23 protein-coding genes and 1 tRNA gene are annotated in these 25,573 nt (G+C 51.5%); 10 read left to right on the top strand and 14 right to left on the bottom strand.

The features are described from left to right. The first annotated feature begins 200 nt into the window (after positions 1–200). Genes ttdA through ttdT form a run of 3 tightly spaced genes read left to right on the top strand, consistent with a single transcriptional unit; the run spans position 201 to position 3,226 of the window. Positions 201–1,112, top strand: a complete 912-nt coding sequence (gene ttdA, locus FC814_RS12455; protein WP_000986723.1) for a L(+)-tartrate dehydratase subunit alpha — start codon at positions 201–203, stop codon at positions 1,110–1,112. Beyond that, on the top strand, positions 1,109–1,714 hold the full coding sequence (gene ttdB, locus FC814_RS12450) for a L(+)-tartrate dehydratase subunit beta (RefSeq protein ID WP_000722957.1): 606 nt from the start codon (positions 1,109–1,111) through the stop codon (positions 1,712–1,714). The genes ttdA and ttdB overlap by 4 nt, the downstream gene beginning before the upstream one ends. Before the next feature lie 48 nt (positions 1,715–1,762). Then, on the top strand, positions 1,763–3,226 hold the full coding sequence (gene ttdT / locus FC814_RS12445; RefSeq protein ID WP_105290049.1) for an L-tartrate/succinate antiporter: 1,464 nt from the start codon (positions 1,763–1,765) through the stop codon (positions 3,224–3,226). Positions 3,227–3,268: 42 nt separating this feature from the next. Here ttdT and tsaD read toward each other — a convergent pair whose 3' ends face one another. Beyond that, positions 3,269–4,282, bottom strand: a complete 1,014-nt coding sequence (gene tsaD, locus FC814_RS12440) for a tRNA (adenosine(37)-N6)-threonylcarbamoyltransferase complex transferase subunit TsaD (protein WP_001264365.1) — start codon at positions 4,280–4,282, stop codon at positions 3,269–3,271. 237 nt (positions 4,283–4,519) lie between these two features. Between tsaD and rpsU the strand changes: the two genes are divergently transcribed. From rpsU to rpoD, 3 genes are all read left to right on the top strand, one after another. Next, positions 4,520–4,735, top strand: coding sequence for a 30S ribosomal protein S21 (gene rpsU / locus FC814_RS12435; RefSeq protein ID WP_001144069.1), 216 nt, complete (start codon positions 4,520–4,522; stop codon positions 4,733–4,735). 110 nt (positions 4,736–4,845) lie between these two features. Then, positions 4,846–6,591 carry a DNA primase gene (gene dnaG, locus FC814_RS12430; protein WP_000918843.1) on the top strand — a complete coding sequence of 582 codons (1,746 nt, stop codon included), beginning with the start codon at positions 4,846–4,848 and terminating at the stop codon, positions 6,589–6,591. A 194-nt stretch (positions 6,592–6,785) separates the two neighbouring features. Continuing rightward, on the top strand, positions 6,786–8,627 hold the full coding sequence (gene rpoD / locus FC814_RS12425; protein ID WP_000437367.1) for an RNA polymerase sigma factor RpoD: 1,842 nt from the start codon (positions 6,786–6,788) through the stop codon (positions 8,625–8,627). Positions 8,628–8,704: 77 nt separating this feature from the next. Here the strand turns inward: rpoD and mug are convergent, their stop codons facing one another. Continuing rightward, positions 8,705–9,211, bottom strand: a complete 507-nt coding sequence (mug, locus tag FC814_RS12420) for a G/U mismatch-specific DNA glycosylase (RefSeq protein WP_000227303.1) — start codon at positions 9,209–9,211, stop codon at positions 8,705–8,707. 125 nt (positions 9,212–9,336) lie between these two features. Here mug and FC814_RS12415 point away from each other — a divergent pair. Next, positions 9,337–9,412, top strand: a tRNA-Ile gene (locus tag FC814_RS12415). Positions 9,413–9,511: 99 nt separating this feature from the next. On the opposite strand, the gene FC814_RS12410 is transcribed toward FC814_RS12415, so the two are convergent. From FC814_RS12410 to FC814_RS12350, 12 genes are all read right to left on the bottom strand, one after another. Beyond that, positions 9,512–10,357 (bottom strand): DUF4942 domain-containing protein, encoded by an 846-nt coding sequence (locus FC814_RS12410; protein ID WP_044325567.1) that lies wholly within the window; start codon positions 10,355–10,357, stop codon positions 9,512–9,514. Between the two features lie 84 nt (positions 10,358–10,441). After that, positions 10,442–10,639 carry a DUF957 domain-containing protein gene (locus FC814_RS12405; RefSeq protein WP_000839269.1) on the bottom strand — a complete coding sequence of 66 codons (198 nt, stop codon included), beginning with the start codon at positions 10,637–10,639 and terminating at the stop codon, positions 10,442–10,444. An 11-nt stretch (positions 10,640–10,650) separates the two neighbouring features. After that, positions 10,651–11,139: a DUF5983 family protein gene (locus tag FC814_RS12400; RefSeq protein WP_109866405.1), complete on the bottom strand. Its 489-nt coding sequence runs from the start codon at positions 11,137–11,139 to the stop codon at positions 10,651–10,653. After that, positions 11,136–11,513 (bottom strand): type IV toxin-antitoxin system cytoskeleton-binding toxin CbtA, encoded by a 378-nt coding sequence (cbtA, locus tag FC814_RS12395; protein ID WP_000854801.1) that lies wholly within the window; start codon positions 11,511–11,513, stop codon positions 11,136–11,138. Before cbtA ends, FC814_RS12400 begins: the two co-directional genes overlap by 4 nt. Positions 11,514–11,602: 89 nt before the next feature. After that, complete coding sequence (locus FC814_RS12390) at positions 11,603–11,971, bottom strand: type IV toxin-antitoxin system YeeU family antitoxin (protein WP_001360188.1); 369 nt, start codon at positions 11,969–11,971, stop codon at positions 11,603–11,605. Positions 11,972–12,020: 49 nt separating this feature from the next. Further along, positions 12,021–12,665: a hypothetical protein gene (locus FC814_RS12385; protein WP_000086744.1), complete on the bottom strand. Its 645-nt coding sequence runs from the start codon at positions 12,663–12,665 to the stop codon at positions 12,021–12,023. Positions 12,666–12,679: 14 nt separating this feature from the next. Next, entirely contained in the window at positions 12,680–12,901 is a 222-nt protein-coding gene (locus FC814_RS12380) for a DUF987 domain-containing protein (protein WP_000692334.1), read from the bottom strand. A gap of 68 nt (positions 12,902–12,969) precedes the next feature. Beyond that, complete coding sequence (gene radC, locus FC814_RS12375) at positions 12,970–13,446, bottom strand: DNA repair protein RadC (RefSeq protein ID WP_001186725.1); 477 nt, start codon at positions 13,444–13,446, stop codon at positions 12,970–12,972. A gap of 15 nt (positions 13,447–13,461) precedes the next feature. After that, a complete protein-coding gene (locus tag FC814_RS12370; protein WP_000214418.1) occupies positions 13,462–13,947 on the bottom strand; it encodes an antirestriction protein in 486 nt (161 codons plus the stop codon). A gap of 90 nt (positions 13,948–14,037) precedes the next feature. Then, on the bottom strand, positions 14,038–14,856 hold the full coding sequence (locus FC814_RS12365; protein WP_001234702.1) for a DUF932 domain-containing protein: 819 nt from the start codon (positions 14,854–14,856) through the stop codon (positions 14,038–14,040). Between the two features lie 327 nt (positions 14,857–15,183). Further along, positions 15,184–18,030, bottom strand: coding sequence for an Ag43/Cah family autotransporter adhesin (locus FC814_RS12355; protein WP_137326007.1), 2,847 nt, complete (start codon positions 18,028–18,030; stop codon positions 15,184–15,186). A 372-nt stretch (positions 18,031–18,402) separates the two neighbouring features. After that, a complete protein-coding gene (locus FC814_RS12350) occupies positions 18,403–19,275 on the bottom strand; it encodes a GTPase family protein (RefSeq protein WP_001322100.1) in 873 nt (290 codons plus the stop codon). 263 nt (positions 19,276–19,538) lie between these two features. On the opposite strand from FC814_RS12350, the gene FC814_RS12345 reads away from it, so the two are divergent. From FC814_RS12345 to FC814_RS12335, 3 genes are all read left to right on the top strand, one after another. Then, positions 19,539–21,095 carry a type I restriction-modification system subunit M gene (locus FC814_RS12345; protein ID WP_059239976.1) on the top strand — a complete coding sequence of 519 codons (1,557 nt, stop codon included), beginning with the start codon at positions 19,539–19,541 and terminating at the stop codon, positions 21,093–21,095. Next, positions 21,092–22,297, top strand: coding sequence for a restriction endonuclease subunit S (locus FC814_RS12340; protein ID WP_059239974.1), 1,206 nt, complete (start codon positions 21,092–21,094; stop codon positions 22,295–22,297). The genes FC814_RS12345 and FC814_RS12340 overlap by 4 nt, the downstream gene beginning before the upstream one ends. Before the next feature lie 121 nt (positions 22,298–22,418). Next, positions 22,419–25,505, top strand: coding sequence for an HsdR family type I site-specific deoxyribonuclease (locus tag FC814_RS12335; protein ID WP_137326006.1), 3,087 nt, complete (start codon positions 22,419–22,421; stop codon positions 25,503–25,505). Positions 25,506–25,573 lie beyond the last annotated feature (68 nt).

Raw genomic sequence — 25,573 nt, 5'->3', positions numbered from 1 at the left:
CTATCCGCAATTTTGACTGGCTCAGTGTATTTCGCAAAACATTTCCATTCCCTGCTCTGGCGCAATATTCATTCTTATTTTCGTGTTGATTCACGAACTGTTAATTACATTTTCACGGCGGCAAGAAATATAAAACCACATTTTTAGTGGTAGTTTGTGGTGGTGAATTTTTCCAGACAAATAGAAAAACTGGAGTTGCCATGATGAGCGAATGTAATAAACAACAGGCAGTGAATAAGTTGACGGATATTGTCGCTAACTTTACCGCCATGATTTCTACCCGAATGCCTGATGACGTAGTGGATAAACTAAAACAGCTTCGGGACGCCGAAACGTCGTCGATGGGGAAAATCATCTACCACACGATGTTCGATAACATGCAAAAAGCGATCGACCTGAATCGCCCGGCCTGTCAGGACACCGGCGAAATCATGTTTTTTGTTAAGGTCGGTTCCCGTTTCCCGCTGCTTGGCGAACTGCAAAGCATTCTTAAGCAAGCCGTGGAAGAGGCGACCGTCAAAGCGCCACTGCGCCACAACGCGGTGGAAATTTTTGACGAAGTGAACACCGGCAAAAATACCGGTAGCGGCGTACCGTGGGTTACCTGGGATATCGTCCCCGACGGTGACGACGCGGAAATTGAAGTTTACATGGCTGGCGGCGGCTGCACGCTACCTGGCCGCTCAAAAGTGTTAATGCCATCGGAAGGCTACGAAGGCGTGGTGAAATTCGTCTTCGAAAATATCTCCACCCTCGCCGTAAACGCCTGTCCACCGGTACTGGTAGGTGTAGGCATCGCCACCTCGGTGGAAACCGCCGCCGTGCTCTCACGTAAAGCCATTTTGCGCCCGATTGGCAGCCGCCATCCCAATCCGAAAGCGGCAGAGCTGGAGCTACGCCTGGAGGAAGGACTCAACCGTCTGGGGATTGGTCCACAAGGGCTGACTGGCAACAGTTCAGTGATGGGCGTGCATATCGAATCTGCCGCTCGCCATCCGTCTACCATCGGCGTCGCTGTCTCTACCGGCTGCTGGGCGCATCGTCGCGGTACGCTGCTGGTTCATGCCGATCTCTCCTTTGAAAACCTTTCTCACACCCGGAGCGCGTTATGAAAAAGATCCTGACAACCCCGATCAAAGCTGAAGATCTGCAAGATATTCGCGTCGGCGATGTGATCTACCTGACCGGTACGCTGGTGACTTGCCGCGACGTTTGTCACCGCCGCCTGATCGAACTGAAACGTCCGATCCCTTACGATCTCAACGGCAAAGCGATTTTCCACGCTGGCCCCATCGTGCGCAAAAATGGCGACAAATGGGAGATGGTATCCGTCGGCCCAACAACCAGTATGCGGATGGAAAGTTTTGAACGTGAATTTATCGAACAGACCGGCGTGAAACTGGTGGTCGGCAAAGGCGGAATGGGGCCGCTGACTGAAGAAGGTTGCCAGAAATTCAAGGCGCTGCATGTGATTTTCCCAGCAGGCTGCGCAGTACTGGCGGCAACCCAGGTGGAAGAGATTGAAGAGGTGCACTGGACAGAACTCGGAATGCCGGAGTCGTTGTGGGTCTGCCGGGTTAAAGAGTTTGGGCCGCTGATTGTCTCTATTGATACCCACGGCAACAACCTGATAGCCGAAAACAAAAAGCTGTTCGCCGAACGCCGCGATCCCATCGTGGAAGAGATCTGCGAGCACGTCCACTACATCAAATAACCCTCACGGAGAGGTTCGCCCCCTCTCCTTTTTCGCAGGCATAACACGATGAAACCTTCCACTGAATGGTGGCGATATCTCGCACCGCTGGCGGTCATCGCCATTATTGCTCTACTTCCGGTTCCCGCAGGGCTGGAGAGTCATACATGGCTCTACTTTGCTGTTTTTACTGGCGTGATCGTTGGACTGATCCTCGAACCCGTGCCGGGTGCCGTGGTGGCGATGGTGGGTATATCCATCATCGCCATACTCTCTCCCTGGCTGCTGTTCAGCCCGGAGCAGCTCGCTCAGCCAGGCTTTAAATTCACTGCAAAATCCCTCTCGTGGGCCGTTTCCGGTTTTTCTAATTCGGTTATCTGGCTGATTTTCGCCGCCTTTATGTTTGGCACTGGCTATGAAAAAACCGGACTTGGACGTCGCATTGCGCTGATTCTGGTGAAAAAGATGGGGCATCGCACGCTGTTTCTCGGCTATGCGGTGATGTTCTCCGAGTTAGTCCTTGCACCTGTAACACCTTCCAACTCAGCGCGCGGTGCGGGGATTATCTATCCCATCATCCGTAACCTGCCGCCGCTCTATCAATCACAGCCGAACGACAGCAGTTCGCGCAGCATTGGCTCCTACATCATGTGGATGGGGATTGTTGCCGATTGTGTGACCAGCGCCATTTTCCTGACGGCGATGGCACCTAACTTGCTGCTAATTGGACTGATGAAAAGCGCATCTCACGCCACGCTGAGTTGGGGCGACTGGTTCCTCGGGATGTTGCCGCTCAGTATTTTACTGGTTCTGCTGGTTCCCTGGCTGGCTTACGTGCTATACCCACCGGTACTGAAGTCTGGTGATCAGGTGCCGCGTTGGGCAGAGACGGAGCTGCAAGCGATGGGGCCACTCTGTTCGCGTGAAAAACGGATGCTGGGGCTGATGGTGGGCGCGCTGGTTCTGTGGATTTTCGGCGGTGATTATATCGATGCTGCGATGGTCGGTTACAGCGTGGTGGCACTGATGCTGCTTCTGCGCATTATCAGCTGGGACGATATTGTCAGTAATAAAGCAGCGTGGAACGTTTTCTTCTGGCTGGCCTCGCTAATCACCCTCGCCACCGGACTCAACAACACCGGTTTTATTAGCTGGTTTGGCAAACTGTTAGCAGGCAGCTTAAGCGGTTATTCGCCGACGATGGTGATGATGGCGTTGATTGTGGTGTTTTATCTGCTGCGCTACTTTTTTGCCAGCGCCACGGCGTATACCTCCGCTCTCGCGCCGATGATGATTGCCGCCGCGCTGGCGATGCCGGAAATCCCGCTGCCGGTGTTCTGCCTGATGGTTGGCGCGGCGATTGGTCTGGGGAGCATTCTTACGCCATACGCCACCGGGCCCAGTCCGATTTACTACGGTAGTGGTTATCTGCCAACGGTGGATTACTGGCGACTGGGGGCGATTTTTGGGCTGATATTCCTCGTGTTGCTGGTGATTACCGGCTTACTGTGGATGCCCGTGGTGTTGCTTTAAGTGAGGACGGTGCCGGAAATTGCTCTCCGGCACCCGAGAGTTTTACGCAGCCGGTAACTCCGCCAGCGGCCAGCGCGGACGCACGCTAACGCCGAGATCCGCCGTCGCGCCTGCTTTAAACCGCACCATTCCGGCATAGGCGATCATCGCGCCGTTATCAGTACAAAATTCCGGACGCGCGTAGAACACTTCGCCGCGACGCTTTTTCATCATTTCCGCCAGTTTCGCCCGCAGCGTGCGGTTAGCACTCACGCCGCCTGCCATTACCAGTCGCTTAAAGCCCGTCTGATCCAGCGCACGCTTACACTTAATCATCAGCGTATCGACCACCGCATCTTCAAAAGCGCGGGCGATATCAGCACGCGTCTGGTCGTCGGTGCCGTTATCACGAATCGTGTTCGCGGCGAAGGTTTTCAGACCAGAAAAGCTGAAATCCAGCCCCGGACGGTCGGTCATCGGACGCGGGAAGACAAAGCGCCCGGCAGTACCCTGAGCCGCCATTTTCGACAGCAGCGGCCCGCCTGGATAATCCAGCCCCAGCAGCTTCGCGGTTTTATCAAACGCTTCACCAGCGGCATCATCAATGGACTCGCCGAGCAGCTCATACTGACCAATGCCGGTAACGCTGATTAACTGCGTATGACCGCCGGAAACCAGCAATGCGACAAACGGAAATTCCGGCGGGTTATCTTCCAGCATCGGTGCTAACAGATGCCCTTCCATATGGTGCACAGGAATCGCCGGAACGTTCCAGGCAAACGCCAGAGAACGTCCCACGGTCGCACCAACCAGCAGCGCGCCGACTAATCCTGGGCCTGCGGTATAGGCCACGGCATCAATATCTTTTGCCGTCAAACCAGACTCTTTCAGCGCCGCCTGGATCAACGGTACGGTTTTACGCACGTGATCGCGGGAGGCCAGCTCAGGCACCACGCCGCCGTAGTCAGCGTGTAATTTCACCTGACTATACAATTGGTTGGCTAACAAACCTTTTTCATCGTCGTAAATGGCGATGCCGGTTTCATCGCAGGAAGTTTCAATACCCAGTACACGCATGACTTGTTTTACCTCGCTTTATTACCGCGCAGTGTAGGACCAATGCGGGTTGATGTAAAACTTTGTTCGCCCCTGGAGAAAGCCTCGTGTATACTCCTCACCCTTATAAAAGTCCCTTTCAAAAGAGGTCGCGGTGCTTTACAAAGCAGCAGCAATTGCAGTAAAATTCCGCACCATTTTGAAATAAGCTGGCGTTGATGCCAGCGGCAAACCGAATTAATCAAAGGTGAGAGGCACATGCCGGTAATTAAAGTACGTGAAAACGAGCCGTTCGACGTAGCTCTGCGTCGCTTCAAGCGTTCCTGCGAAAAAGCAGGTGTTCTGGCGGAAGTTCGTCGTCGTGAGTTCTATGAAAAACCGACTACCGAACGTAAGCGCGCTAAAGCTTCTGCAGTGAAACGTCACGCGAAGAAACTGGCTCGCGAAAACGCACGCCGTACTCGTCTGTACTAATTCCCTGAGAGCGTTGCTCTCCGATCAGACCGAGTTGTAGTTGTAAGGCCGTGCTTCCGAAAGGAATGCGCGGCTTATTTTCGTTTATGAATTGCTAAAAATCGGGGCCTATGGCTGGACGAATCCCACGCGTATTCATTAATGATCTGCTGGCACGCACTGACATCGTCGATCTGATCGACGCCCGTGTGAAGCTGAAAAAGCAGGGCAAGAATTTTCACGCGTGTTGTCCATTCCACAACGAGAAAACCCCGTCATTCACCGTCAACGGTGAGAAACAGTTTTACCACTGCTTTGGATGTGGCGCGCACGGCAACGCGATCGACTTTCTGATGAACTACGACAAGCTTGAGTTCGTCGAAACGGTCGAAGAGTTGGCAGCAATGCACAATCTTGAAGTGCCATTTGAAGCAGGCAGCGGCCCCAGCCAGATAGAGCGCCATCAACGGCAAACGCTTTATCAGTTGATGGACGGTCTGAATACGTTTTACCAACAATCTTTACAACAACCTGTTGCCACATCTGCGCGCCAGTATCTGGAAAAACGCGGATTAAGCCACGAGGTCATCGCCCGCTTTGCGATTGGTTTTGCGCCCCCCGGCTGGGACAACGTCCTGAAACGGTTTGGCGGCAATCCAGAAAATCGCCAGTCATTGATTGATGCGGGGATGTTGGTCACTAACGATCAGGGTCGCAGTTACGACCGTTTCCGCGAACGGGTGATGTTCCCCATTCGCGATAAACGCGGTCGGGTGATTGGTTTTGGCGGGCGCGTGCTGGGCAACGATACCCCCAAATACCTGAACTCACCGGAAACTGATATTTTCCATAAAGGCCGCCAGCTTTACGGTCTTTATGAAGCGCAGCAGGATAACGCTGAACCCCAGCGTCTGTTGGTGGTCGAAGGCTATATGGACGTGGTGGCTCTGGCGCAATACGGTATTAATTACGCCGTTGCATCGCTGGGTACGTCAACCACTGCCGATCACATTCAGTTATTGTTCCGCGCGACCAACAATGTCATTTGCTGTTATGACGGCGACCGTGCAGGTCGCGATGCCGCCTGGCGGGCGCTGGAAACTGCGCTGCCTTATATGACAGACGGCCGTCAGTTACGCTTTATGTTTTTACCCGATGGCGAAGACCCAGACACACTGGTGCGCAAAGAGGGTAAAGAGGCGTTTGAAGCGCGAATGGAGCAGGCAATGCCGCTCTCCGCGTTTCTGTTTAACAGCCTGATGCCGCAGGTTGACCTGAGTACCCCTGACGGGCGCGCACGTTTAAGTACGCTGGCGCTGCCACTGATTTCTCAGGTGCCAGGAGAAACGCTGCGCATCTATCTTCGTCAGGAATTAGGCAACAAGTTAGGCATACTTGATGACAGCCAGCTTGAACGATTAATGCCGAAAGCAGCAGAGAACGGCGTTTCTCGTCCTGTTCCGCAGCTAAAACGCACGACCATGCGTATACTTATAGGGTTGCTGGTGCAAAATCCAGAATTAGCGACGTTAGTCCCGCCGCTTGAGAATCTGGATCAAAATAAGCTTCCTGGACTTGGCTTATTCAGAGAACTGGTCAACACTTGTCTCTCTCAGCCAGGTCTGACCACCGGGCAACTTTTAGAGCACTATCGTGGTACAAATAATGCTGCCACCCTTGAAAAACTGTCGATGTGGGACGATATAGCAGATAAGAATATTGCTGAGCAAACCTTCACCGACTCACTCAACCATATGTTTGATTCGTTGCTTGAACTGCGCCAGGAAGAGTTAATCGCTCGTGAGCGCACCCATGGTTTAAGTAATGAAGAACGCCTGGAACTCTGGACATTAAACCAGGAACTGGCGAAAAAGTGATTTAACGGCTTAAGTGCCGAATAGCGATCGGGAAGCCCCCGACAGCCGCACTGAGAGGCAGCGGCAATGATATAAGTACGCCCTCGTAATTATCGTTGGCGGTAAATAACCGTTGGATTTCAGTATTAACGTCTGAATGATATCCGGTCAATCGCCCAACACCAACCTCATGAAATAAGTGTGGATACCGTCTTATGGAGCAAAACCCGCAGTCACAGCTGAAACTTCTTGTCACCCGTGGTAAGGAGCAAGGCTATCTGACCTATGCCGAGGTCAATGACCATCTGCCGGAAGATATCGTCGATTCCGATCAGATCGAAGACATCATCCAAATGATCAATGACATGGGCATTCAGGTGATGGAAGAAGCGCCGGATGCCGATGACCTGATGCTGGCTGAAAACACAGCAGACGAAGATGCTGCCGAAGCCGCCGCGCAGGTGCTTTCCAGCGTGGAATCTGAAATCGGGCGCACGACTGACCCGGTACGCATGTACATGCGTGAAATGGGCACCGTTGAACTGTTGACCCGCGAAGGCGAAATTGACATCGCTAAACGCATCGAAGACGGGATCAACCAGGTTCAATGCTCCGTTGCTGAATATCCGGAAGCGATCACCTATCTGCTGGAACAGTATGATCGTGTTGAAGCAGAAGAAGCGCGTCTGTCAGATCTGATCACTGGCTTTGTTGACCCGAACGCAGAAGAAGATCTGGCACCAACCGCCACTCACGTCGGTTCTGAGCTTTCCCAGGAAGATCTGGACGATGACGAAGATGAAGACGAAGAAGATGCCGACGACGACAGTGCCGACGATGACAACAGCATCGACCCGGAGCTGGCTCGCGAAAAATTTGCTGAACTGCGCGCTCAGTACGTTGTAACGCGTGACACCATTAAAGCGAAAGGCCGCAGCCACGCTGCCGCTCAGGAAGAGATCCTGAAACTGTCTGAAGTATTCAAACAGTTCCGCCTGGTGCCGAAGCAGTTTGACTACCTGGTCAACAGTATGCGCGTCATGATGGATCGCGTTCGTACACAAGAGCGTCTGATCATGAAGCTCTGCGTTGAGCAGTGCAAAATGCCGAAGAAAAACTTCATCACCCTGTTTACCGGCAACGAAACCAGCGATACCTGGTTCAACGCGGCAATTGCGATGAACAAGCCGTGGTCGGAAAAACTGCACGATGTCTCTGAAGAAGTGCATCGCGCCCTGCAGAAACTGCAGCAGATTGAAGAAGAAACCGGCCTGACCATTGAGCAGGTTAAAGACATTAACCGTCGCATGTCCATCGGTGAAGCGAAAGCCCGCCGTGCGAAGAAAGAGATGGTTGAAGCGAACTTACGTCTGGTTATTTCTATCGCTAAGAAATACACCAACCGTGGCTTGCAGTTCCTCGATCTGATTCAGGAAGGCAACATCGGTCTGATGAAAGCGGTTGATAAATTCGAATACCGTCGTGGTTACAAGTTCTCCACCTACGCAACCTGGTGGATCCGTCAGGCGATCACCCGCTCTATCGCAGATCAGGCGCGCACCATCCGTATTCCGGTGCATATGATTGAGACTATCAACAAGCTCAACCGTATTTCTCGCCAGATGCTGCAAGAAATGGGTCGTGAACCAACGCCGGAAGAACTGGCTGAACGTATGCTGATGCCGGAAGACAAAATCCGCAAAGTGCTGAAGATCGCCAAAGAGCCAATCTCCATGGAAACGCCGATCGGTGATGATGAAGATTCGCATCTGGGGGATTTCATCGAGGATACCACCCTCGAACTGCCGCTGGATTCTGCGACCACCGAGAGCCTGCGTGCGGCAACGCACGACGTACTGGCTGGCCTGACCGCGCGTGAAGCAAAAGTTCTGCGTATGCGTTTCGGTATCGATATGAACACCGACCACACGCTGGAAGAAGTGGGTAAACAGTTCGACGTTACCCGCGAACGTATCCGTCAGATCGAAGCGAAGGCGCTGCGCAAACTGCGTCACCCAAGCCGTTCTGAAGTACTGCGTAGCTTCCTGGACGATTAATCGGTAAGCCGGATAGGCGTTTACGCCGCATCCGGCACTTATCCCTCTGCACAAACGCCACCTTTTCGGTGGCGTTTTTATCGCCCACGCACGACCAGCGCCTGATCCAGTTCCCGATACGCCTCAACCAGTTTCTCCAGTGAAACGCGGCTTAAACCGCTGGGATTCGGCAACACCCAAATCTGCGTCGAACCAATGGTGAGCGTTTGTTTCCCCCATTGTGCACCGCGCTGGCTGAATCCCTGTTCATATGCTTGTTTGCCCAGAATCGCCAACGCTTGCGGCTGATAATCTTCAATTTTTTCAATCAGCTTGCGCCCGCCTGCGTGCAACTCCTGCTTTGAAACTTCATTGGCTTGCACCGTTGGACGATCTACCAGTTTGGTAACACCGCAACGATAATCCAGCAGATGCTGCGCTTCCTGTGGCTTCAACTGACGGTCGGTAAATCCGGCCTGATAAATCACCTTCCAGAAGCGATTTGCCGGATGGGCAAACGGAAAGCCAGACTCTGCGGAAGAAAGGCCCGGATTGATGCCACAAAACACCACACGCAATCCTGGCGCAAGAATATCGTCAACCATATTAACTCCTGAACAACACAACCCGCAGGAAGTATAACGAATTGAAAACACGTTGTTTATAAAAACAGCAGCCGCACGCTAATGGCTGGATCGCGGCACGGAGTTACTTTATAATCCGCTACCATGGCCCCTTAGCTCAGTGGTTAGAGCAGGCGACTCATAATCGCTTGGTCGTTGGTTCAAACCCAACAGGGGCTACCATATACAACAAAGGGTTAGCTAATAAATCAGCTAACCCTTTTTCTTTTGCCTTTGAATTGGGTCAGGTAATGGGTCAGGTAAGCTTTTTCTCCATCTGATTCAGATGGCTGATAGTTGCTCCGGATAATGCTTCGCAATGATGTCATTCAGTCTGTCAACCAGTTCTGGTTTTCTGAACGTGATATGCGCGGAGCCCTTCTTAAAGTATCTGATGCTGAACATCTCATCTTCATAGTCCTCTTTACCCTGAACAGACTGGATGTGGTCATCCAGATGAATGGTGATGTTTTCCCGGTTGTCGGGGATCGGTTTGCCGCTGAACAGGTGCAGCATTCTTTCCAGATCGGCAAGTCGATCGGCCTGTTGCCCGGTGATAAGATGAAACCCCCACCGGTCCCATCTCACCAGATTGTTGACGATAATTTTATTACCAAATTTACAGGGGGAGTTGGTTTTGTAATTCCAGTTCAGCCCTCTGAAGACGTTGATCACCCCTCGCTCAAACACCTCATCCTTATTCTGGTGCAGTTGTTCAAATGTGCTCAGGATGTTCGCTTCGCTGATTTCCGGAAAATTATCGTACTCCAGTGACCGGTACCATGTCTCACGGGCCTGTGCATCCATTAAGGAAAGCATCCCGGAACGTTGCATCAAGTCACGCCAGATTTCACGATCGAGATTGTGTGTGATGGCTTTCATTGCCGTTTCAGGTTTCTCCATGAGCCAGCAGCCACAGCGAAAATCCTGTTTCATCGCCCAGTCCAGTGCGGTTTTACCGCCAATACTTTCTGTCATTGCTGAGATTTCAGCCAGTTGCCGGATAAGTGTGTCGATTTGCAGCAGCGTACTCTTTCGTACAGTCAGAATGTGGCTGACTGAGGTTGAGCAGATAACGTCCGTATGCCCGTTGGCCACTTCCGGACGGGAGATTGTGATGTCTGACATTATCGGTTTTCCTTTTGGTTTATAAACGAAAACGCCAGCTGTATTCAGGCTGGCGTCAGGGGAATGAAGTATGGTGAGTGATATTCACCGGTTCTGGTGCAGAAGCTGCAGATGACGAAGAGCACGGACATCCTTCCGGGCCTGTTCGATGCAGGGCAACAGTGCTGCTGAATCCGTTCTATCCTCATCGTTGTCAAAGATAATTCCCGATTCGCAGTCGATATTGTCCTGTAGCCACGCAATCAGAATATCCAGTGCGGTTTCCGTGGTTAATGATTTCATGTTGTTTCTGGTTACCAGTCGAAAGTGGGCTGGTCCGGCAGACATTCAGCGCTGGCATCCAGATGAATGAGACTGACGCCATAACGTTGGATGAGTGTGACAACCAGACGACGGAACGTTTTTGACAACCCCAGGCGTTTAAGCCGCAGAACCGGATATGACCACGCATCGGTACGTAACAGATATCCGCTACCTGTGAAATGAATCCATTCTGATTCACCGAAGTCACTGGTCTGGTGTGACAGCGAGTACAGCCAGGCGTTATCCTTTTCCGTGATATGTGCGGTACTGCAGCGTATGCCGGCAAGGGTTGCAAACGGTGGTAGTGTGCAGGTTGACTGTTGGTCGGATTCCTCCACCACGCGGAGTGAATAACCGTTTTCAACGACCTTGTTAATCAGTTCAGTGAGATTAACACCATCGACGTCAGCGACAATTCGCCCCATGTTCAGTGCCTGCACGTTAATGCTGTCGGCTTCCAGCGTCAGGGCCAGTTTCATTGTTTCGCCCCCGGATGTTTACCCAGGGTAATGTTATTTACCGTTCTGTAATTGTCGCGGGTCATCAGGCCTGTCGCCCGGCGGGCCCGGAGGATATCGATGCTGTTTATTAACTGAGAGTGGGTACAGGCGCTGAATCCCGGCTGGTCGGTACGCACCAGTGCGTATTTTTCCACGAGAAAGTTCACCGCATCACACAGTGAAATGCCAGCTTCAATATGCTGCTCAATCACACGTTCATCGGCAAACGGTGTGTCATTCAGTGTGAGGCCGTAGTGCTGGTCCAGCAGTTGGGACAGCAGTATCTGCCAGATTTCAACAGGAGACGGGCGAGAACTGGCCGCCTGCCCGGGTAATACAGGTAATGTTTTCATACTGAAGATTTTCCTGATATGCAGAGATGAGAAATGGAAAAGTGGCGTGGTGAAAGCACCAGGCCGGAGCAGAGGGTTATTCCGGTGGTTTACTTTTTCGTTTCGGGCGTCGGATAAACAGCCAGATAAACGTAACCACAGGAGCCGAGGGTGTCGGCTTCACAGGTCACCCCCTTCGCATACAGTGTCACGGTATGCTGATGGCGGGGATTCAGTTCACCACTGGTGAGCATGAGCTCCAGTTGTTTCATCAGCAGCGGAAAGGCCTGGTCCAGGTGGTACGCATCCGCGTCGCTGAACCGGCCTCTGATACCGGCGCGGTCGGCAAGGTAATGCAACTGATTGCCCTCCTGCACCAGACGGGCGCCGAAACAGGGCGTCACGGTGCAGGGTAGTCCCCACCAGGGACGGTCATGATTGTCATCGGGATGCGTTGTCCCGGAGAGTGTGTCTGACACGATAAAATCCTCACAGAAAATCGGTGAATGATAGTTTAACGATGACGAGTCAGCCGGCGCGCAGACCGGCTTCGGTGAAGGTGTATTCGTTGATGAGTAGGGCCTCATCCACAGCGGCGTCTGAGGTCAGCCAGTCGTACTCGTTTTCCAGTTGACGGTACAACCAGAAGGCCAGGTCGCGCAGGGCTTCACTGACTGCGGCTTCCGCATCGGCTGTCATAGCCTGACCAGTCGGACTGTTCCTGGTAACAGTGATATCCATGCTGTACGGATGGCAGTAACGTCCCCGGTGACTGATTTCAGCCTGTAATTGCCAGAAGTTACGTTTCTGCACCGCCTGCAGGGCATCCGCGATACGATGGAGTTCATGCTCCTGTGGGGCATACTTCCGGATTCTTCTGACTGTCGCTGGCTGCCAGTGCCAGCGTCCTTCAAAACAGGCTCCGTCCCCCTGGCGGCAGAATCCGCTGAACCAGATGCTCGGCTCTTCCATAAACCTGCCGTTGCTGAGCCGGAAAACGCGCTGGCGGAGGTCAATTCCGAAAATGCCACAGACCTCCCTGAAGTCTTCATACACGTTTTCATACCAGTTGCTGTCAGCATGATGCTGACGGTACCAGTCGCGGGCTTTTTCCTGTGCCGGGCAGGAAAGCTCATCCAGCGTATACACGGTGGTGGTGATAATTCTGCTCATCAGAATGCCCTGATTCAGTTCAGTGTGACGCTCATCAGCCGGACATACGGGCCAAAACTGTCCTTACGACGTTCAGCAAACACGGCCAGCACACCGGGAATATCCTGCACTTCACGACCGGTATACGCTTCAGTGCTGCCGTGCCAGCGGTACTTACCGATACAGAACGGAAAAAGACGGGATGCAGGATGCTGACGGTGAATACGCATGGCTTCACCACGGGTGATGATTTTCATAATGGGATACCTCTGAAGACAGAAGATAAAAGTGAAAACAGGTGTGATGTGGTTGTGGCGGTGACGGGTTAAAGCAGGCCGTGTTCCGCAAAGGAGAAAACCTGGCTGCCACCGACTATCAGATGGTCCGGCACCCGGATATCCACCAGGGCCAGCGCCTGTACCAGACGCTCAGTGATAAGCCGGTCAGCCTTACTGGGGGTGACTTCACCGGACGGGTGGTTGTGTGCCAGCACCACGGCAGCGGCATTGTGGTACAGGGCACGTTTAATCACTTCCCGGGGATGGACTTCCGTGCGGTTGATGGTGCCGGTGAAGAGGGTTTCACCGGCAATCAGCTGATTCTGGTTGTTCAGATACAGCACCCGGAACTCTTCCCGCTCCAGTCCCGCCATGTTCAGAATCAGCCATTCCCGTGCCGCACGGGTGGAGGTGAAGGCCACGCCGGGTTCATGAAGATGGCGGTCCAGGGTTTTCAGGGCCCGCAGAATGAGACTGCGCTCGCCGGGCGTCATCTCTCCGGGCAGAAAGGAAAGTTGCTGCATTGTCCCTGCCTCCATTCAGTCGATAATGCGCATAATGGCGCTGCATTCCGGATGCTGCAGGGCGTAATCCCGTAACCGGTAATAATGGACCGTCATGGCATAATTCTCCGTACGACAGGCATGATGGCTGTACGTCATCAGACAGGCAGCAATACCGGCGGCTTCCGGGCTCATTTCAGCGCGGTTACCGTTCATGGCACTGAACAGTACCCATGTTTCGTCATCATCGTCATCCGGTTCGGGTGCCATAAATGCCCCGCCGTTGTTCAGGGTGTACAGATTCCAGATACCACCACAGTAGTCTTCGCACAGACGGTCCATCCAGCCGAAGACACGGGGCTCCAGGGTCACCCACTGTGGAATGAGGCCAAAATGCTGCGGCCAGAAGCTGATGCGCTGTTCATCAGGGACGAGAGTAGCAACCAGCTGAGGTGGGTTATTCCCTGATGCAGCGGTTACGGAAACAGAAGGTGTGGTGGAATTATGCGTAACGGTTGTCATGAGATTATTCCTTATAAAAAGTAAATGAATGGAAGATGTCGCGGGGCAGGGACGGACATGAGTCAGAACTGCGCTTTCAGGGAAAAGGCATCAGCGCATACTCTTCAGCAGTGTTTCTGCCATCACCCACAATGCGCGATTGAGCTTAATGTCCGTGTCGATGCTGTGAATGGCACGGGTATGGATACGTTTTCCTCTGGCACTGCGACCGGAAATCCCGCCTTTCAGCATATTCTCCTGGATGGTCTGATAAGCACTCCACAGGTCCTTACCGTAATCCTCCCGGCGTCGCGGTGTCAGAATGTCAGCAGTGGTGACGGGCTGATGTTCGTCACCATAACGGTAAGTCAGTGCCGCCTGTGCCAGCGCCTGGCGTGCCGGTGGCGGCAGGACCAGCGACTGCATGGCATCACGCTTCTCCTCAATCCGGTCAAAAACCCCCACCACCTCGTAAGCCCCTTCGATAACTTTCTCCACTACGTCTCCCCGGTGTGGAACACGCACTTCCCCCAGAGACTGACCACAGACGCATCCGTTCTGGCAGACGAACCTGAAGTAACCCGGCAGCATCTGGTAGCTGGAGGTACCGTCATGGGAGTTCAGCAGGATGATTTCAGGGACATGTTGTCCGTTTATCTCCCCGTCACGGCGCAGACGCAGCATGTGTTTGGTGTATCCCCGGCGGCCCGGGTCGCGCACGCGGGTCTGGCAGGCGAAGAATGGCTGGAAGCCTTCCCGCTGCAGGCTTTCCAGCACGGTGATGGTGGGGATCCAGGTATAGTTCTCGCTTCTGGATGTGTGTTTCTCTTCCCCGAATACGCTGGGGACGACCTGCATCAGTTCTTCACGGGTTAAGGGGCGGTCACGGCGTATCTGGTTCGCATAACCAAAACGACTGGCTAATCGCATGATTTATTCCTTATGAATGAGTTAGCGGTATAAATGAAAAAGCCGCGTCTCCCGGAGAAGACGCGGCCTGATGGACGAAATGAATGACGTTTATTGTCTGAGAAGCCCTTCACTGGCGAGCTGCGTATTTTTATGGAAGGAGATCATCCAATAACCCCCATCGGGATCGGGCAATAACCGGCCAGACTGTGATCGATTCAGATGCCATTTGGCAGCAAAAGAGCCTTCGGCAATAAACGTGATGTACAACCCGGCATATCTGTTGCTCCCTGAAAGTAAAAAGCCCCGGTCATGATAACCGGGGCCTGAAGGGGAGTGACCTGATTATCAGAAAGTCACATTCAGCGTGGCCTGACCGTTATAACCTTCAGCGCTGCTGCCGCTGACACTGTGGGCATAACCGGCCTGAACGCCCAGGGTGATATTTTCCCGGACACGGGCTTCCAGTCCGGCCTGCAGGTCCAGTGTCGTGCCATTCTGGGACGGTGAGAACGTCATGTTACTGCCGGCTGCGGCTGTACCCATGCTCATGTCCCCCCGGGAGCTGAAGGTGCGGATAACAGAAGGCTGTACCCACCAGTTCACCGGCAGTTCACGCACACTGTGTTTTGCACTGTCGCGCAGGGTGTCACGGGATGAGGTGCCTTCACCAAAGCTCATATCGTTGTGGCTGCCCAGACGGAAACCGGCACGCACATGTTGTGCACTGCCATGCCCGAACTTCACATAACCGGCGTTATCCTGGCCGTCATCCAGGGAGAGTCCCTGCCAGGTATACTGCAGTTGTGGTTCCAGCATCAGGTTGTCAGTGATACTGAAGGGCAGACCAGTTTCCAGTGAGCCCAGCCAGCCCCAGCCCCGGGCGCGGAAGTCGTTATTGTCCGATGACGCTTTCATGCTGTGGCGTGTTCCCTGTGCCACAATGTCAGCCCACAGGCCGGAGGACGTGTGTACCAGATTCAGGTATCCGCCCAGACTGCCGGCATCATCCCGGACCGTGCCGGCACGGGAGCCGTCATCATCCTTAACATCAACGGAAGAATGGCCTGCAGCACCATACACTCCTGTCGTCAGTGACATACCGGCAACCTCTGTTCTCAGCAGGTCACCCTCCAGACGGACGAAGCCATAGCTGCCGCTGCTTTCCGGCGTGGCCCCACGGGCAATACCGCCGTTGTTATCGTGACCGAGATGACCGCCCTGAATGCTGAGACGGACGCTGTTATTTTCACCGCTTACACCGGTCTGATGGCTGCGGGAGCCTGCCAGGATCCGGTCATAGTCCATTGCCTGTGTCAGCATGGAGGCATACAGGGGGACTTCAGCACGATAAGCATTTTCACTGCGCAGGTACCAGTCTTCATCGCTGTCACGGTTCAGGGTGTAGTTAAAGACACCGGCCTGAAGAGGGCGACTCAGGGCAAACGCACCTTCTTCTGTGGTGGCACCATTCTGTGCATCCACAACCCGGATACCCTGTCCGGAGGTTGCCACCCCGAGGTTACTGTTTCCGACATTTGTAAACGCAAGCCAGGTTTTGCCGGTTGCCTGACCACCATTAATCACCAGCTGGTCAGAGGCATTGCTGCCATCAAGGCGAACACGCATATTGATGGTGCCACCCTGACCGGTGAGGTTACTGGTGGTCAGTTTATGGAACGTTACCGGGGAGTCGCCTTTTGCAACAGCACGGCTCAGCACGACATCCGGTGTCGTCTGATTATCAAAGTGAATCTCCCCTGCGTTAACAATATCGCCGGTACTGACCACATCACCATTCAGTACCATGCTGGCACCTTTACTGAGCTGTGTTCTGCCACTCAGACTTCCCCCGGCAGCCAGCGTCAGTGTTCCACGATGTCCGACCGTGGTGTTGCTGGCCTGTCCCCCGGCATTAATCGTAAAGCTGCCGCCATTTTCCAGCAGCAGGCCGCTGGCCTGACCGGATATGCCGTCAATACTGAACTTACCGCTGGCATTGGTCCCCTCAACAGTGGCACCACTGTCTGCAATCAGGGCACCACCGGATGTCATGGTGACACCTGTTGCCTTACCACCGGCAGACACTGCCAGGGTACCGCCGTCATCCACCCGTGTTTTCTGCGCTGAATGGCCCTCCAGTACATCCAGACGACCGCCGGACTCCAGAACAACGCCGTCAGCCTTACCGTTTTCCACCGTGAAATTGCTCAGACGGTTGCTGCCGGTGACGGTTGCCGCCGTACTGGTGACCAGTGCGCCGCCCTGCTTCAGGGTGACATTCGTGGCTGTACCACCGGCGTTCACCTGCAGTTTGCCTTTCTGGTTAACGGTGGTGAAATCCGCCAGACCACCTTCCTTGATAATCTGCCAGCCGTCACTGTTTACAACAGTGCCAGACGCTGTACCGCCGTTGTGCACATACTGGTACCCCCCATTCAGCGTGGTATCCAGTGCGTGACCATGTACAGTCTGGTCGCCGCCGGCATAAACCTCAGTGGTATTTGCCGTTCCTTCAGCAGCCACAATCTGACGACCATTTTTATTGATGGTGGTGCGTACGGCATTTCCGCGAACAAACTGCCCGGTATCACCATTTTCTGCATCCGGTCCCCCTTCAGCGCCGGTATTCACAACGGTATCTGTTGCCACTGCGCCGGATTTGACGGCCTGCCAGCCCTTCTCATTAATGACGGTACCCGTTGCAATCCCGCCTTCATGTACCCACTGCTCACCGCCGTTCAGCGTGGTGTTCACTGCCTGCCCCTGAAGGCTCTGTCCGCCTCCGGCACTGATAACCGTGTCTGAAACGCTTCCTCCGGCATTTACTCTCTGAAGACCACCACCGGTGACAGTAGTGTTGTTGGCGACACCGCCATTTTGTATCCATTGTCCGCCGGTATTGGCCTCGTTATCCGGCCCATACTCCAGACCGGTACTGATGGTCATTCCGTTGGCCGTACCGAGGACAATCTGGTTGTCATGATTTGTCAGTGTTCCGTCGTTCACGGTTTCTCCCGCCTGTACAACCGTGTCAGCAGCCAGTGCCGGGACTGATGTGACAGCAGCAAGAGACATCGCAACCGCCACACCGGCGCGTTTTCCCCGTGAGCGGGCCAGTTCGGAGGCCACCACCAGGGTGCCCGTAATGTGATTCCATACCAGCCTGTAGCTGGTGTTCAGATGTCGTTTCATCAGCTTTTCCTTACAGAGGGTGAATAAAAAAGCCGGTACCCACAAAAGTGGATACCGGCAGGTACAAAACAGCATGGTCAGATAAAGTGGTTTTTCCCGGACATAAATGCTTCCCCTCTCTCATCCGCCAGAGAAGTATCAGTCCGTTGTGTGCAATTCCGTTCTGCATGATGAAGAGATTCAGCTGCCTTTTCGCAGACCATTAACCACTATAAACGATCGATAGCAACGATCGATACCTGTTTTATCGATCGTTTTATTCTATTAATGGCAGGACAGTCACGCAAGAGAAACAGGAGGGGTATGAGGTGTTTGCGTCATGTTTTCAGTTGGTTAACGCAATGTAATCAGGCATTTCCCCTGACAGACTGTTCAGAAGAAAATCCAGTTCCATACAGCGCGGGCAACAGAGACCACCGTGTCACGGACGGCACGCAGAACCGTACGAGCCACAGAGGCAACACAGACGCTCTCCGCCGTGTCAAATATCCGGTCCACCGCACCGGTAAACTGTTCACGGGCCTGCCCCCGGACAGACTCCGTGCGCAGCTCGTCCTGCAGGCGGGTCATCAGGGGGCTGGCGGCATGGTCGGGAAGCGCTGTCATGAGCGCACTGACCAGTGTATCCAGTTCCCAGCCGGTGCGGGCCGATACGGCAACAACCGGATGTACGGGCCGGAACAGCCGGAATACCGCCTCCGTTTTTTCGCGAATGTTCTGTGCCTGTGCGGGAGAAGGCTGAATACCGGCCATATCCCATTCATGGCAGGGCTCCGTTTTGTCGGCCTGCGTCACCACAAACAGTACCTGCTGATGTCCCCGGTGCAGGATGTGTCGCCAGAAATACTCATCCACAGACAGGGCACGGTCATCGGCTTTAATCAGCCACAGTACCAGGTCAAGTTCAGGCAGAATGTCACGGTACAGGGCTTCATACTCTGCATCCCTGTCCCGGCTCTCGCCCACCCCGGGCAGGTCAGTGATAACCATGCTGTGACCGTGGCCACTCAGACGGAAGCGCTGCACTTCCCGGGTGCCGGCGTGAACATCACTGACCGGGGTGACCTCCCCCTGAAACAGTGCATTACAGAGTGAGGATTTACCGGCCCCGCTTTTCCCCATAATGCCAATCACGGGTTCGTGGCTGGTGAGTTTGCGCAGATGTTCCAGGATGTGACGGGAAAGTGAGTAAGGCAGGGAAGAAAGTGGTTTTTCAATTGCCTCAATGGCATCAGACGGATTCATACATGTATTCCCGGTAAAAAAAGACAAAACCCCGCGCACCGGAAAGGTGGCGGGGGATTCACGGAGATAATATCTGTCTGAAATTATTTAGAATGCACCTGGTGCACTGCAAAGGAAAGGCAATATTCCGTTCCTCCTCCTTGTCGTGAATACCCCAGGTATCTCACAATGTACACCGACTTACTCCGGGGCTGCCTGAACCACAAGATTGCTGTAGAATTGCCCTCAATGATTCAGGTCCAAACCAGGAAAATGGATTAAAAATGACAAGTATTCAACAACGAGCAGAACTGCACCGCCAGATATGGCAAATTGCCAATGATGTCAGAGGTTCTGTTGACGGATGGGATTTTAAGCAATACGTTCTGGGCGCACTTTTCTACCGTTTTATCAGCGAAAATTTTTCCAGTTATATTGAAGCCGGTGATGACAGTATCTGTTATGCGAAACTGGATGACAGCGTAATTACTGATGACATTAAAGACGATGCCATCAAAACTAAAGGCTACTTCATCTACCCCAGTCAGCTTTTCTGCAACGTAGCTGCGAAAGCAAATACTAATGACAGGCTGAATGCAGATTTAAACAGCATCTTCGTTGCTATCGAAAGTTCTGCTTACGGTTATCCTTCAGAAGCTGACATCAAAGGTTTGTTTGCTGATTTCGATACCACCAGTAACCGCCTGGGTAACACCGTTAAAGATAAAAATGCCCGCCTGGCTGCGGTTCTGAAAGGGGTTGAAGGGTTAAAACTTGGTGACTTCAACGAACATCAGATTGACCTGTTCGGCGATGCCTATGAGTTCCTGATTTCTAACTATGCGGCGAATGCTGGTAAGTCAGGCGGCGAGTTCTTTACACCGCAGCACGTCTCCAGGCTGATTGCACAACTGGCTATGCACGGGCAGACCAGCGTTAACAAAATCTACGACCCGGCAGCGGGTTCCGGCTCACTGTTGTTGCAGGCGAAAAAACAGTTTGATAACCACATCATCGAAGAAGGCTTTTTCGGTCAGGAAATCAACCATACGACCTATAACCTGGCGCGTATGAACATGTTTTTGCACAATATCAACTACGACAAGTTTGATATCAAGCTGGGCAATACGCTGACTGAGCCGCACTTCAGAGATGAAAAACCGTTTGATGCCATCGTTTCTAACCCGCCGTATTCGGTGAAATGGATTGGCAGCGATGACCCGACGCTGATTAACGATGAACGTTTTGCCCCGGCTGGCGTCCTGGCCCCCAAATCCAAAGCTGACTTCGCCTTTGTACTACATGCGCTGAACTATCTTTCGGCCAAAGGTCGTGCTGCGATTGTCTGCTTCCCGGGTATTTTTTACCGTGGCGGCGCAGAGCAGAAAATCCGTCAGTATCTGGTCGATAATAACTATGTCGAAACCGTAATTTCACTGGCTCCGAACCTGTTCTTTGGCACCACCATTGCCGTCAATATTCTGGTGCTGTCTAAACATAAAACGGATACCAAAGTTCAGTTTATTGACGCCAGCGAACTGTTCAAAAAAGAGACTAATAACAACATCCTGACCGATGCTCATATCGAACAGATTATGCAGGTATTTGCCGGCAAGGAAGATGTTGCTCATCTGGCGAAATCTGTCACGTTTGAGACTGTTGTCGCGAATGACTATAACCTGTCGGTGAGCAGCTATGTGGAAGCGAAAGATAACCGCGAAGTGGTGGACATTGCTCAGCTCAACGCCGAGCTGAAATCTACTGTCGCCAGGATTGACCAGCTTCGCAGGGATATTGATGCCATCGTCGCTGAAATTGAAGGCGAGGAGCAGGAGGCATGAGTAGCGTGAACTTCTTGGAAAAGCTGTTGGATGGCGTTGAGGTCGAGTGGAAGACACTTGGGCAAACTTGCAAAATTGAAACAGGAAAGCTTAATGCGAATGCGGCTGTTGATGATGGAGAGTATATGTTCTTCACGACAGCCAAAGAGACAAGCAAAATTGATAAATTCCGCTGGGATACAGAGGCATTGCTGATTGCAGGCAATGCGAATGTTGGTGAGGTGAAGCATTACATCGGCAAGTTTGAGGCTTATCAGCGCACCTATGTTCTGACAAATTTCGACGAAAATGTAAGTGTTAGATTTTTGTATTTTGTGCTTAGCCATAGCCTGAAGAAATATCTCGAGGAAAGAACAAATAGCGCGGCAATGACATATATCGTGCTATCAACCTTAGAGAATTTCCCTATCCCCATCCCCTGCCCAGGCAACCCCCAAAAATCCCTTGCCATCCAGTCTGAAATCGTTCGGATTCTGGATAAATTTACTGCACTTACCGCTGAGCTTACCGCTGAGCTTAACATGCGTAAAAAACAGTACAACTACTATCGCGACCAGTTGTTGAGTTTTAAAGAGGGTGAGGTTGAGTGGAAGACTTTGGGGGAAATTGGAGATTTTACATATGGATATGCAGCCAAAGCCATGGATTCAGGAGATGCCCGTTTCGTGAGAATTACTGACATAAATAAAGACGGGAAGCTATCGAAAGAAAACCCAATGTACGTTGAATTAAATGAGGAAAATGAGAAATATACCTTAGACAAAAATGATTTACTCATGGCAAGAACTGGGGCAACCTTTGGTAAAACAATGATTTTTGAAGAAGATTATCCAGCAGTATACGCTGGTTTTTTAATAAAGTTGAACCTAAATAAAACGATTATTAATGCCAAATATTACTGGCACTTTGCACAAAGTGATTTTTTTTGGGAACAGGCTAATAAATTAGTATCTGGTGGTGGGCAACCACAGTTTAATGCTAATGCACTGAAACAAGTCAGAGTACCTATTCCATACCCATCTCACCCTCAAAAATCTTTAGACGAACAGGGGCGTATTGTGGATATTCTGGATAAGTTTGATGCAATCGCAGCTTCCATCACCGAAGGTCTCCCGCGTGAAATCGAGTTACGTCAAAAACAATACGAATACTATCGTGATTTACTGCTCAGTTTCCCAAAACCTGAAACTGTCAGTAAATAATTGACCATTGCTACCGACCGGGCCTCCTTAACATCCGGTCAGTATATAGACTATTTTTTACGCGCCGGAAGTCACTCTTAACGCCCTTCCGGCTCTTGCCAGGCGGCACAAAGGATGCGCTATGACTCATCAAACACACACCATTGCTGAATCCAATAACTTTATCGTCCTTGATAAGTACATCAAAGCTGAGCAAACAAGCGACAGCTACCAGAGCGAATCGGACCTGGAACGTGAACTGATTCAGGACCTGCGGAATCAGGGTTATGAATTTATTTCCGTAAAATCACAGTCGGCAATGCTGTCTAATGTTCGGGAACAGCTTCAGAGCCTCAATGGTGTGATGTTTAATGACAGCGAGTGGCGGCGCTTCACGGAGCAGTATCTGGACAACCCCAGCGATGGTATTCTGGATAAAACCCGTAAAATCCATATCGACTATATCTGCGACTTTATTTTTGACGACGGGCGACTTGAGAACATCTATTTGATAGATAAAAAGAATCTCATGCGCAATAAGGTGCAGATTATCCAGCAGTTTGAACAGACGGGTTCTCATGCTAACCGTTATGACGTCACGATCCTGGTTAATGGTTTACCGCTGGTGCAAATCGAACTAAAAAAACGCGGGGTGGCGATTCGTGAGGCTTTCAACCAGATACATCGTTACAGTAAAGAGAGTTTTAACAGCGAAAATTCCCTGTTTAAGTATCTGCAACTGTTTGTCATTTCTAACGGCACCGATACCCGTTATTTTGCCAACACGACAAAGCGCGATAAAAACAGTTTTGACTTCACCATGAATTGGGCGAAATCAGACAACACGCTGATTAAAGACCTCAAAGACTTTACCGCTACCTTTTTCCAGAAACATACTCTGCTGAATGTTCTGGTGAACTACAGCGTGTTTGACAGTAGTCAGACACTACTGGTGATGCGACCGTACCAGATTGCCGCCACCGAACGAATCTTATGGAAAATCAACAGCTCCTATAAAGCGAAAAACTGGTCTAACCCCGAAAGCGGTGGCTTTATCTGGCACACCACTGGTTCCGGTAAAACACTGACCAGCTTTAAAGCCGCGCGTCTGGCAACAGAGCTGGACTTTATTGATAAAGTCTTCTTTGTGGTCGACAGGAAAGACCTCGATTACCAGACCATGAAGGAATATCAGCGTTTTTCGCCAGACAGCGTCAACGGCTCGGAAAATACCGCAGGCCTTAAACGAAATCTGGATAAGGACGATAACAAAATTATCGTCACTACTATTCAGAAACTCAATAATCTGATGAAAGCAGAAAGCGACCTGCCTGTATATAATCAGCAAGTGGTGTTTATATTTGATGAATGTCACCGCAGCCAGTTTGGAGAAGCGCAGAAAAACCTGAAGAAGAAATTCAAACGCTATTATCAGTTTGGTTTTACCGGCACCCCTATTTTCCCGGAAAACGCCTTAGGCTCAGAAACAACCGCCAGCGTATTTGGTCGTGAATTGCATTCGTATGTAATTACCGATGCGATTCGTGACGAAAAAGTGCTCAAATTCAAGGTGGACTACAACGATGTGCGGCCACAGTTTAAGTCTTTAGAGACAGAAACTGACGAGAAAAAACTGAGTGCGGCTGAAAATCAGCAGGCGTTTCTTCATCCCATGCGTATTCAGGAAATCACGCAATATATCCTGAACAACTTCCGCCAGAAAACCCACCGTACCTTCCCTGGCTCAAAAGGTTTTAATGCTATGTTGGCAGTGAGCAGCGTGGATGCCGCGAAAGCCTATTATGCGACGTTTAAACGGTTACAAGAAGAAGCCGCTAATAAATCGGCTACCTATAAACCGCTGCGTATTGCGACAATCTTCTCCTTTGCCGCCAATGAAGAACAAAATGCCATTGGTGAAATTTCCGATGAAACTTTTGATACCAGCGCAATGGACAGCAGTGCTAAAGAGTTTCTGGACGCTGCAATTCGTGAATATAACAGCCATTTTAAAACTAACTTCAGCACCGACAGTAACGGTTTTCAGAACTACTATCGTGATTTAGCCCAGCGGGTTAAAAATCAGGATATCGATCTGCTAATTGTCGTGGGGATGTTCTTAACCGGCTTCGATGCTCCAACATTGAACACGCTATTCGTCGATAAAAACTTACGTTTTCACGGCCTGATGCAGGCATTTTCCCGCACCAACCGCATTTATGACGCCACTAAAACCTTCGGTAATATCGTCACTTTCCGGGATCTGGAACGCTCAACTATTGATGCCATAACGCTGTTTGGTGACAAAAACACCAAAAATGTGGTGTTAGAAAAGAGTTATACAGAGTATATGGAAGGCTTTACTGATGCTGCTACAGGTGAAGCTAAACGCGGCTTCATGACAGTAGTTTCAGAACTGGAACAACGGTTCCCTGACCCTACCAGTATTGAAAGTGAAAAAGAGAAGAAAGACTTCGTTAAACTGTTTGGCGAATACCTGCGTGCCGAGAACATCCTGCAAAACTATGATGAATTTGCCACGCTAAAAGCCCTGCAAAAAATCGATCTTAGCGATCCTGTTGCGGTAGAAAAATTCAAAGCAGAACATTATGTGGATGATGAAAAGTTCGCTGAATTGCAAACAATTCGTCTCCCTGCTGATCGCAAGATTCAGGATTATCGTTCTGCCTATAACGATATTCGCGACTGGCAGCGCCGTGAGAAAGAAGCTGAGAAAAAAGAGAAATCAACCACTGACTGGGATGACGTAGTTTTTGAGGTCGATTTGCTGAAATCTCAGGAAATAAACCTGGATTATATCCTTGGTCTGATTTTCGAGCACAACAGACAAAACAAAGGTAAGAGCGAAATGATCGAAGAGGTCAAACGCTTAATTCGTTCAAGCCTGGGGAACCGTGCTAAAGAGGGCCTGGTGGTCGATTTTATTCAGCAAACGAACCTGGATGATTTACCGGACAAAGCCAGCATCATTGACGCATTCTTTACGTTTGCTCAACGCGAACAGCAACGTGAAGCAGAAGCCTTGATCAAAGAAGAAAATCTCAATGAAGAGGCGGCGAAACGCTATATTCGCACATCTTTAAAACGCGAATACGCCACCGAAAATGGCACGGAATTAAACGAGACACTGCCCAGACTCAGTCCTTTAAATCCGCAATATAAAACGAAAAAACAGACTGTTTTTCAAAAAATTAGCGCATTTAGGTGATGCTGCCAACTTACTGATTTAGTGTATGATGGTGTTTTTGAGGTGCTCCAGTGGCTTCTGTTTCTATC

The organism is Escherichia sp. MR (genome assembly GCF_005280595.1).
In the GTDB taxonomy this organism is placed as follows: Bacteria; Pseudomonadota; Gammaproteobacteria; order Enterobacterales; family Enterobacteriaceae; genus Escherichia; species Escherichia ruysiae.
This window is presented reverse-complemented; position numbering and strand designations above follow the sequence as displayed.

Coding starts and splice junctions, on each gene's coding strand:
- ttdA (WP_000986723.1), top strand. CDS start 201: ATGATGAGCGAATGTAATAAACAACAGGCAGTGAATAAGTTGACGGAT.
- ttdB (WP_000722957.1), top strand. CDS start 1,109: ATGAAAAAGATCCTGACAACCCCGATCAAAGCTGAAGATCTGCAAGAT.
- ttdT (WP_105290049.1), top strand. CDS start 1,763: ATGAAACCTTCCACTGAATGGTGGCGATATCTCGCACCGCTGGCGGTC.
- tsaD (WP_001264365.1), bottom strand. CDS start 4,282: ATGCGTGTACTGGGTATTGAAACTTCCTGCGATGAAACCGGCATCGCC.
- rpsU (WP_001144069.1), top strand. CDS start 4,520: ATGCCGGTAATTAAAGTACGTGAAAACGAGCCGTTCGACGTAGCTCTG.
- dnaG (WP_000918843.1), top strand. CDS start 4,846: ATGGCTGGACGAATCCCACGCGTATTCATTAATGATCTGCTGGCACGC.
- rpoD (WP_000437367.1), top strand. CDS start 6,786: ATGGAGCAAAACCCGCAGTCACAGCTGAAACTTCTTGTCACCCGTGGT.
- mug (WP_000227303.1), bottom strand. CDS start 9,211: ATGGTTGACGATATTCTTGCGCCAGGATTGCGTGTGGTGTTTTGTGGC.
- FC814_RS12410 (WP_044325567.1), bottom strand. CDS start 10,357: ATGTCAGACATCACAATCTCCCGTCCGGAAGTGGCCAACGGGCATACG.
- FC814_RS12405 (WP_000839269.1), bottom strand. CDS start 10,639: ATGAAATCATTAACCACGGAAACCGCACTGGATATTCTGATTGCGTGG.
- FC814_RS12400 (WP_109866405.1), bottom strand. CDS start 11,139: ATGAAACTGGCCCTGACGCTGGAAGCCGACAGCATTAACGTGCAGGCA.
- cbtA (WP_000854801.1), bottom strand. CDS start 11,513: ATGAAAACATTACCTGTATTACCCGGGCAGGCGGCCAGTTCTCGCCCG.
- FC814_RS12385 (WP_000086744.1), bottom strand. CDS start 12,665: ATGAGCAGAATTATCACCACCACCGTGTATACGCTGGATGAGCTTTCC.
- FC814_RS12380 (WP_000692334.1), bottom strand. CDS start 12,901: ATGAAAATCATCACCCGTGGTGAAGCCATGCGTATTCACCGTCAGCAT.
- radC (WP_001186725.1), bottom strand. CDS start 13,446: ATGCAGCAACTTTCCTTTCTGCCCGGAGAGATGACGCCCGGCGAGCGC.
- FC814_RS12370 (WP_000214418.1), bottom strand. CDS start 13,947: ATGACAACCGTTACGCATAATTCCACCACACCTTCTGTTTCCGTAACC.
- FC814_RS12365 (WP_001234702.1), bottom strand. CDS start 14,856: ATGCGATTAGCCAGTCGTTTTGGTTATGCGAACCAGATACGCCGTGAC.
- FC814_RS12355 (WP_137326007.1), bottom strand. CDS start 18,030: ATGAAACGACATCTGAACACCAGCTACAGGCTGGTATGGAATCACATT.
- FC814_RS12350 (WP_001322100.1), bottom strand. CDS start 19,275: ATGAATCCGTCTGATGCCATTGAGGCAATTGAAAAACCACTTTCTTCC.
- FC814_RS12345 (WP_059239976.1), top strand. CDS start 19,539: ATGACAAGTATTCAACAACGAGCAGAACTGCACCGCCAGATATGGCAA.
- FC814_RS12340 (WP_059239974.1), top strand. CDS start 21,092: ATGAGTAGCGTGAACTTCTTGGAAAAGCTGTTGGATGGCGTTGAGGTC.
- FC814_RS12335 (WP_137326006.1), top strand. CDS start 22,419: ATGACTCATCAAACACACACCATTGCTGAATCCAATAACTTTATCGTC.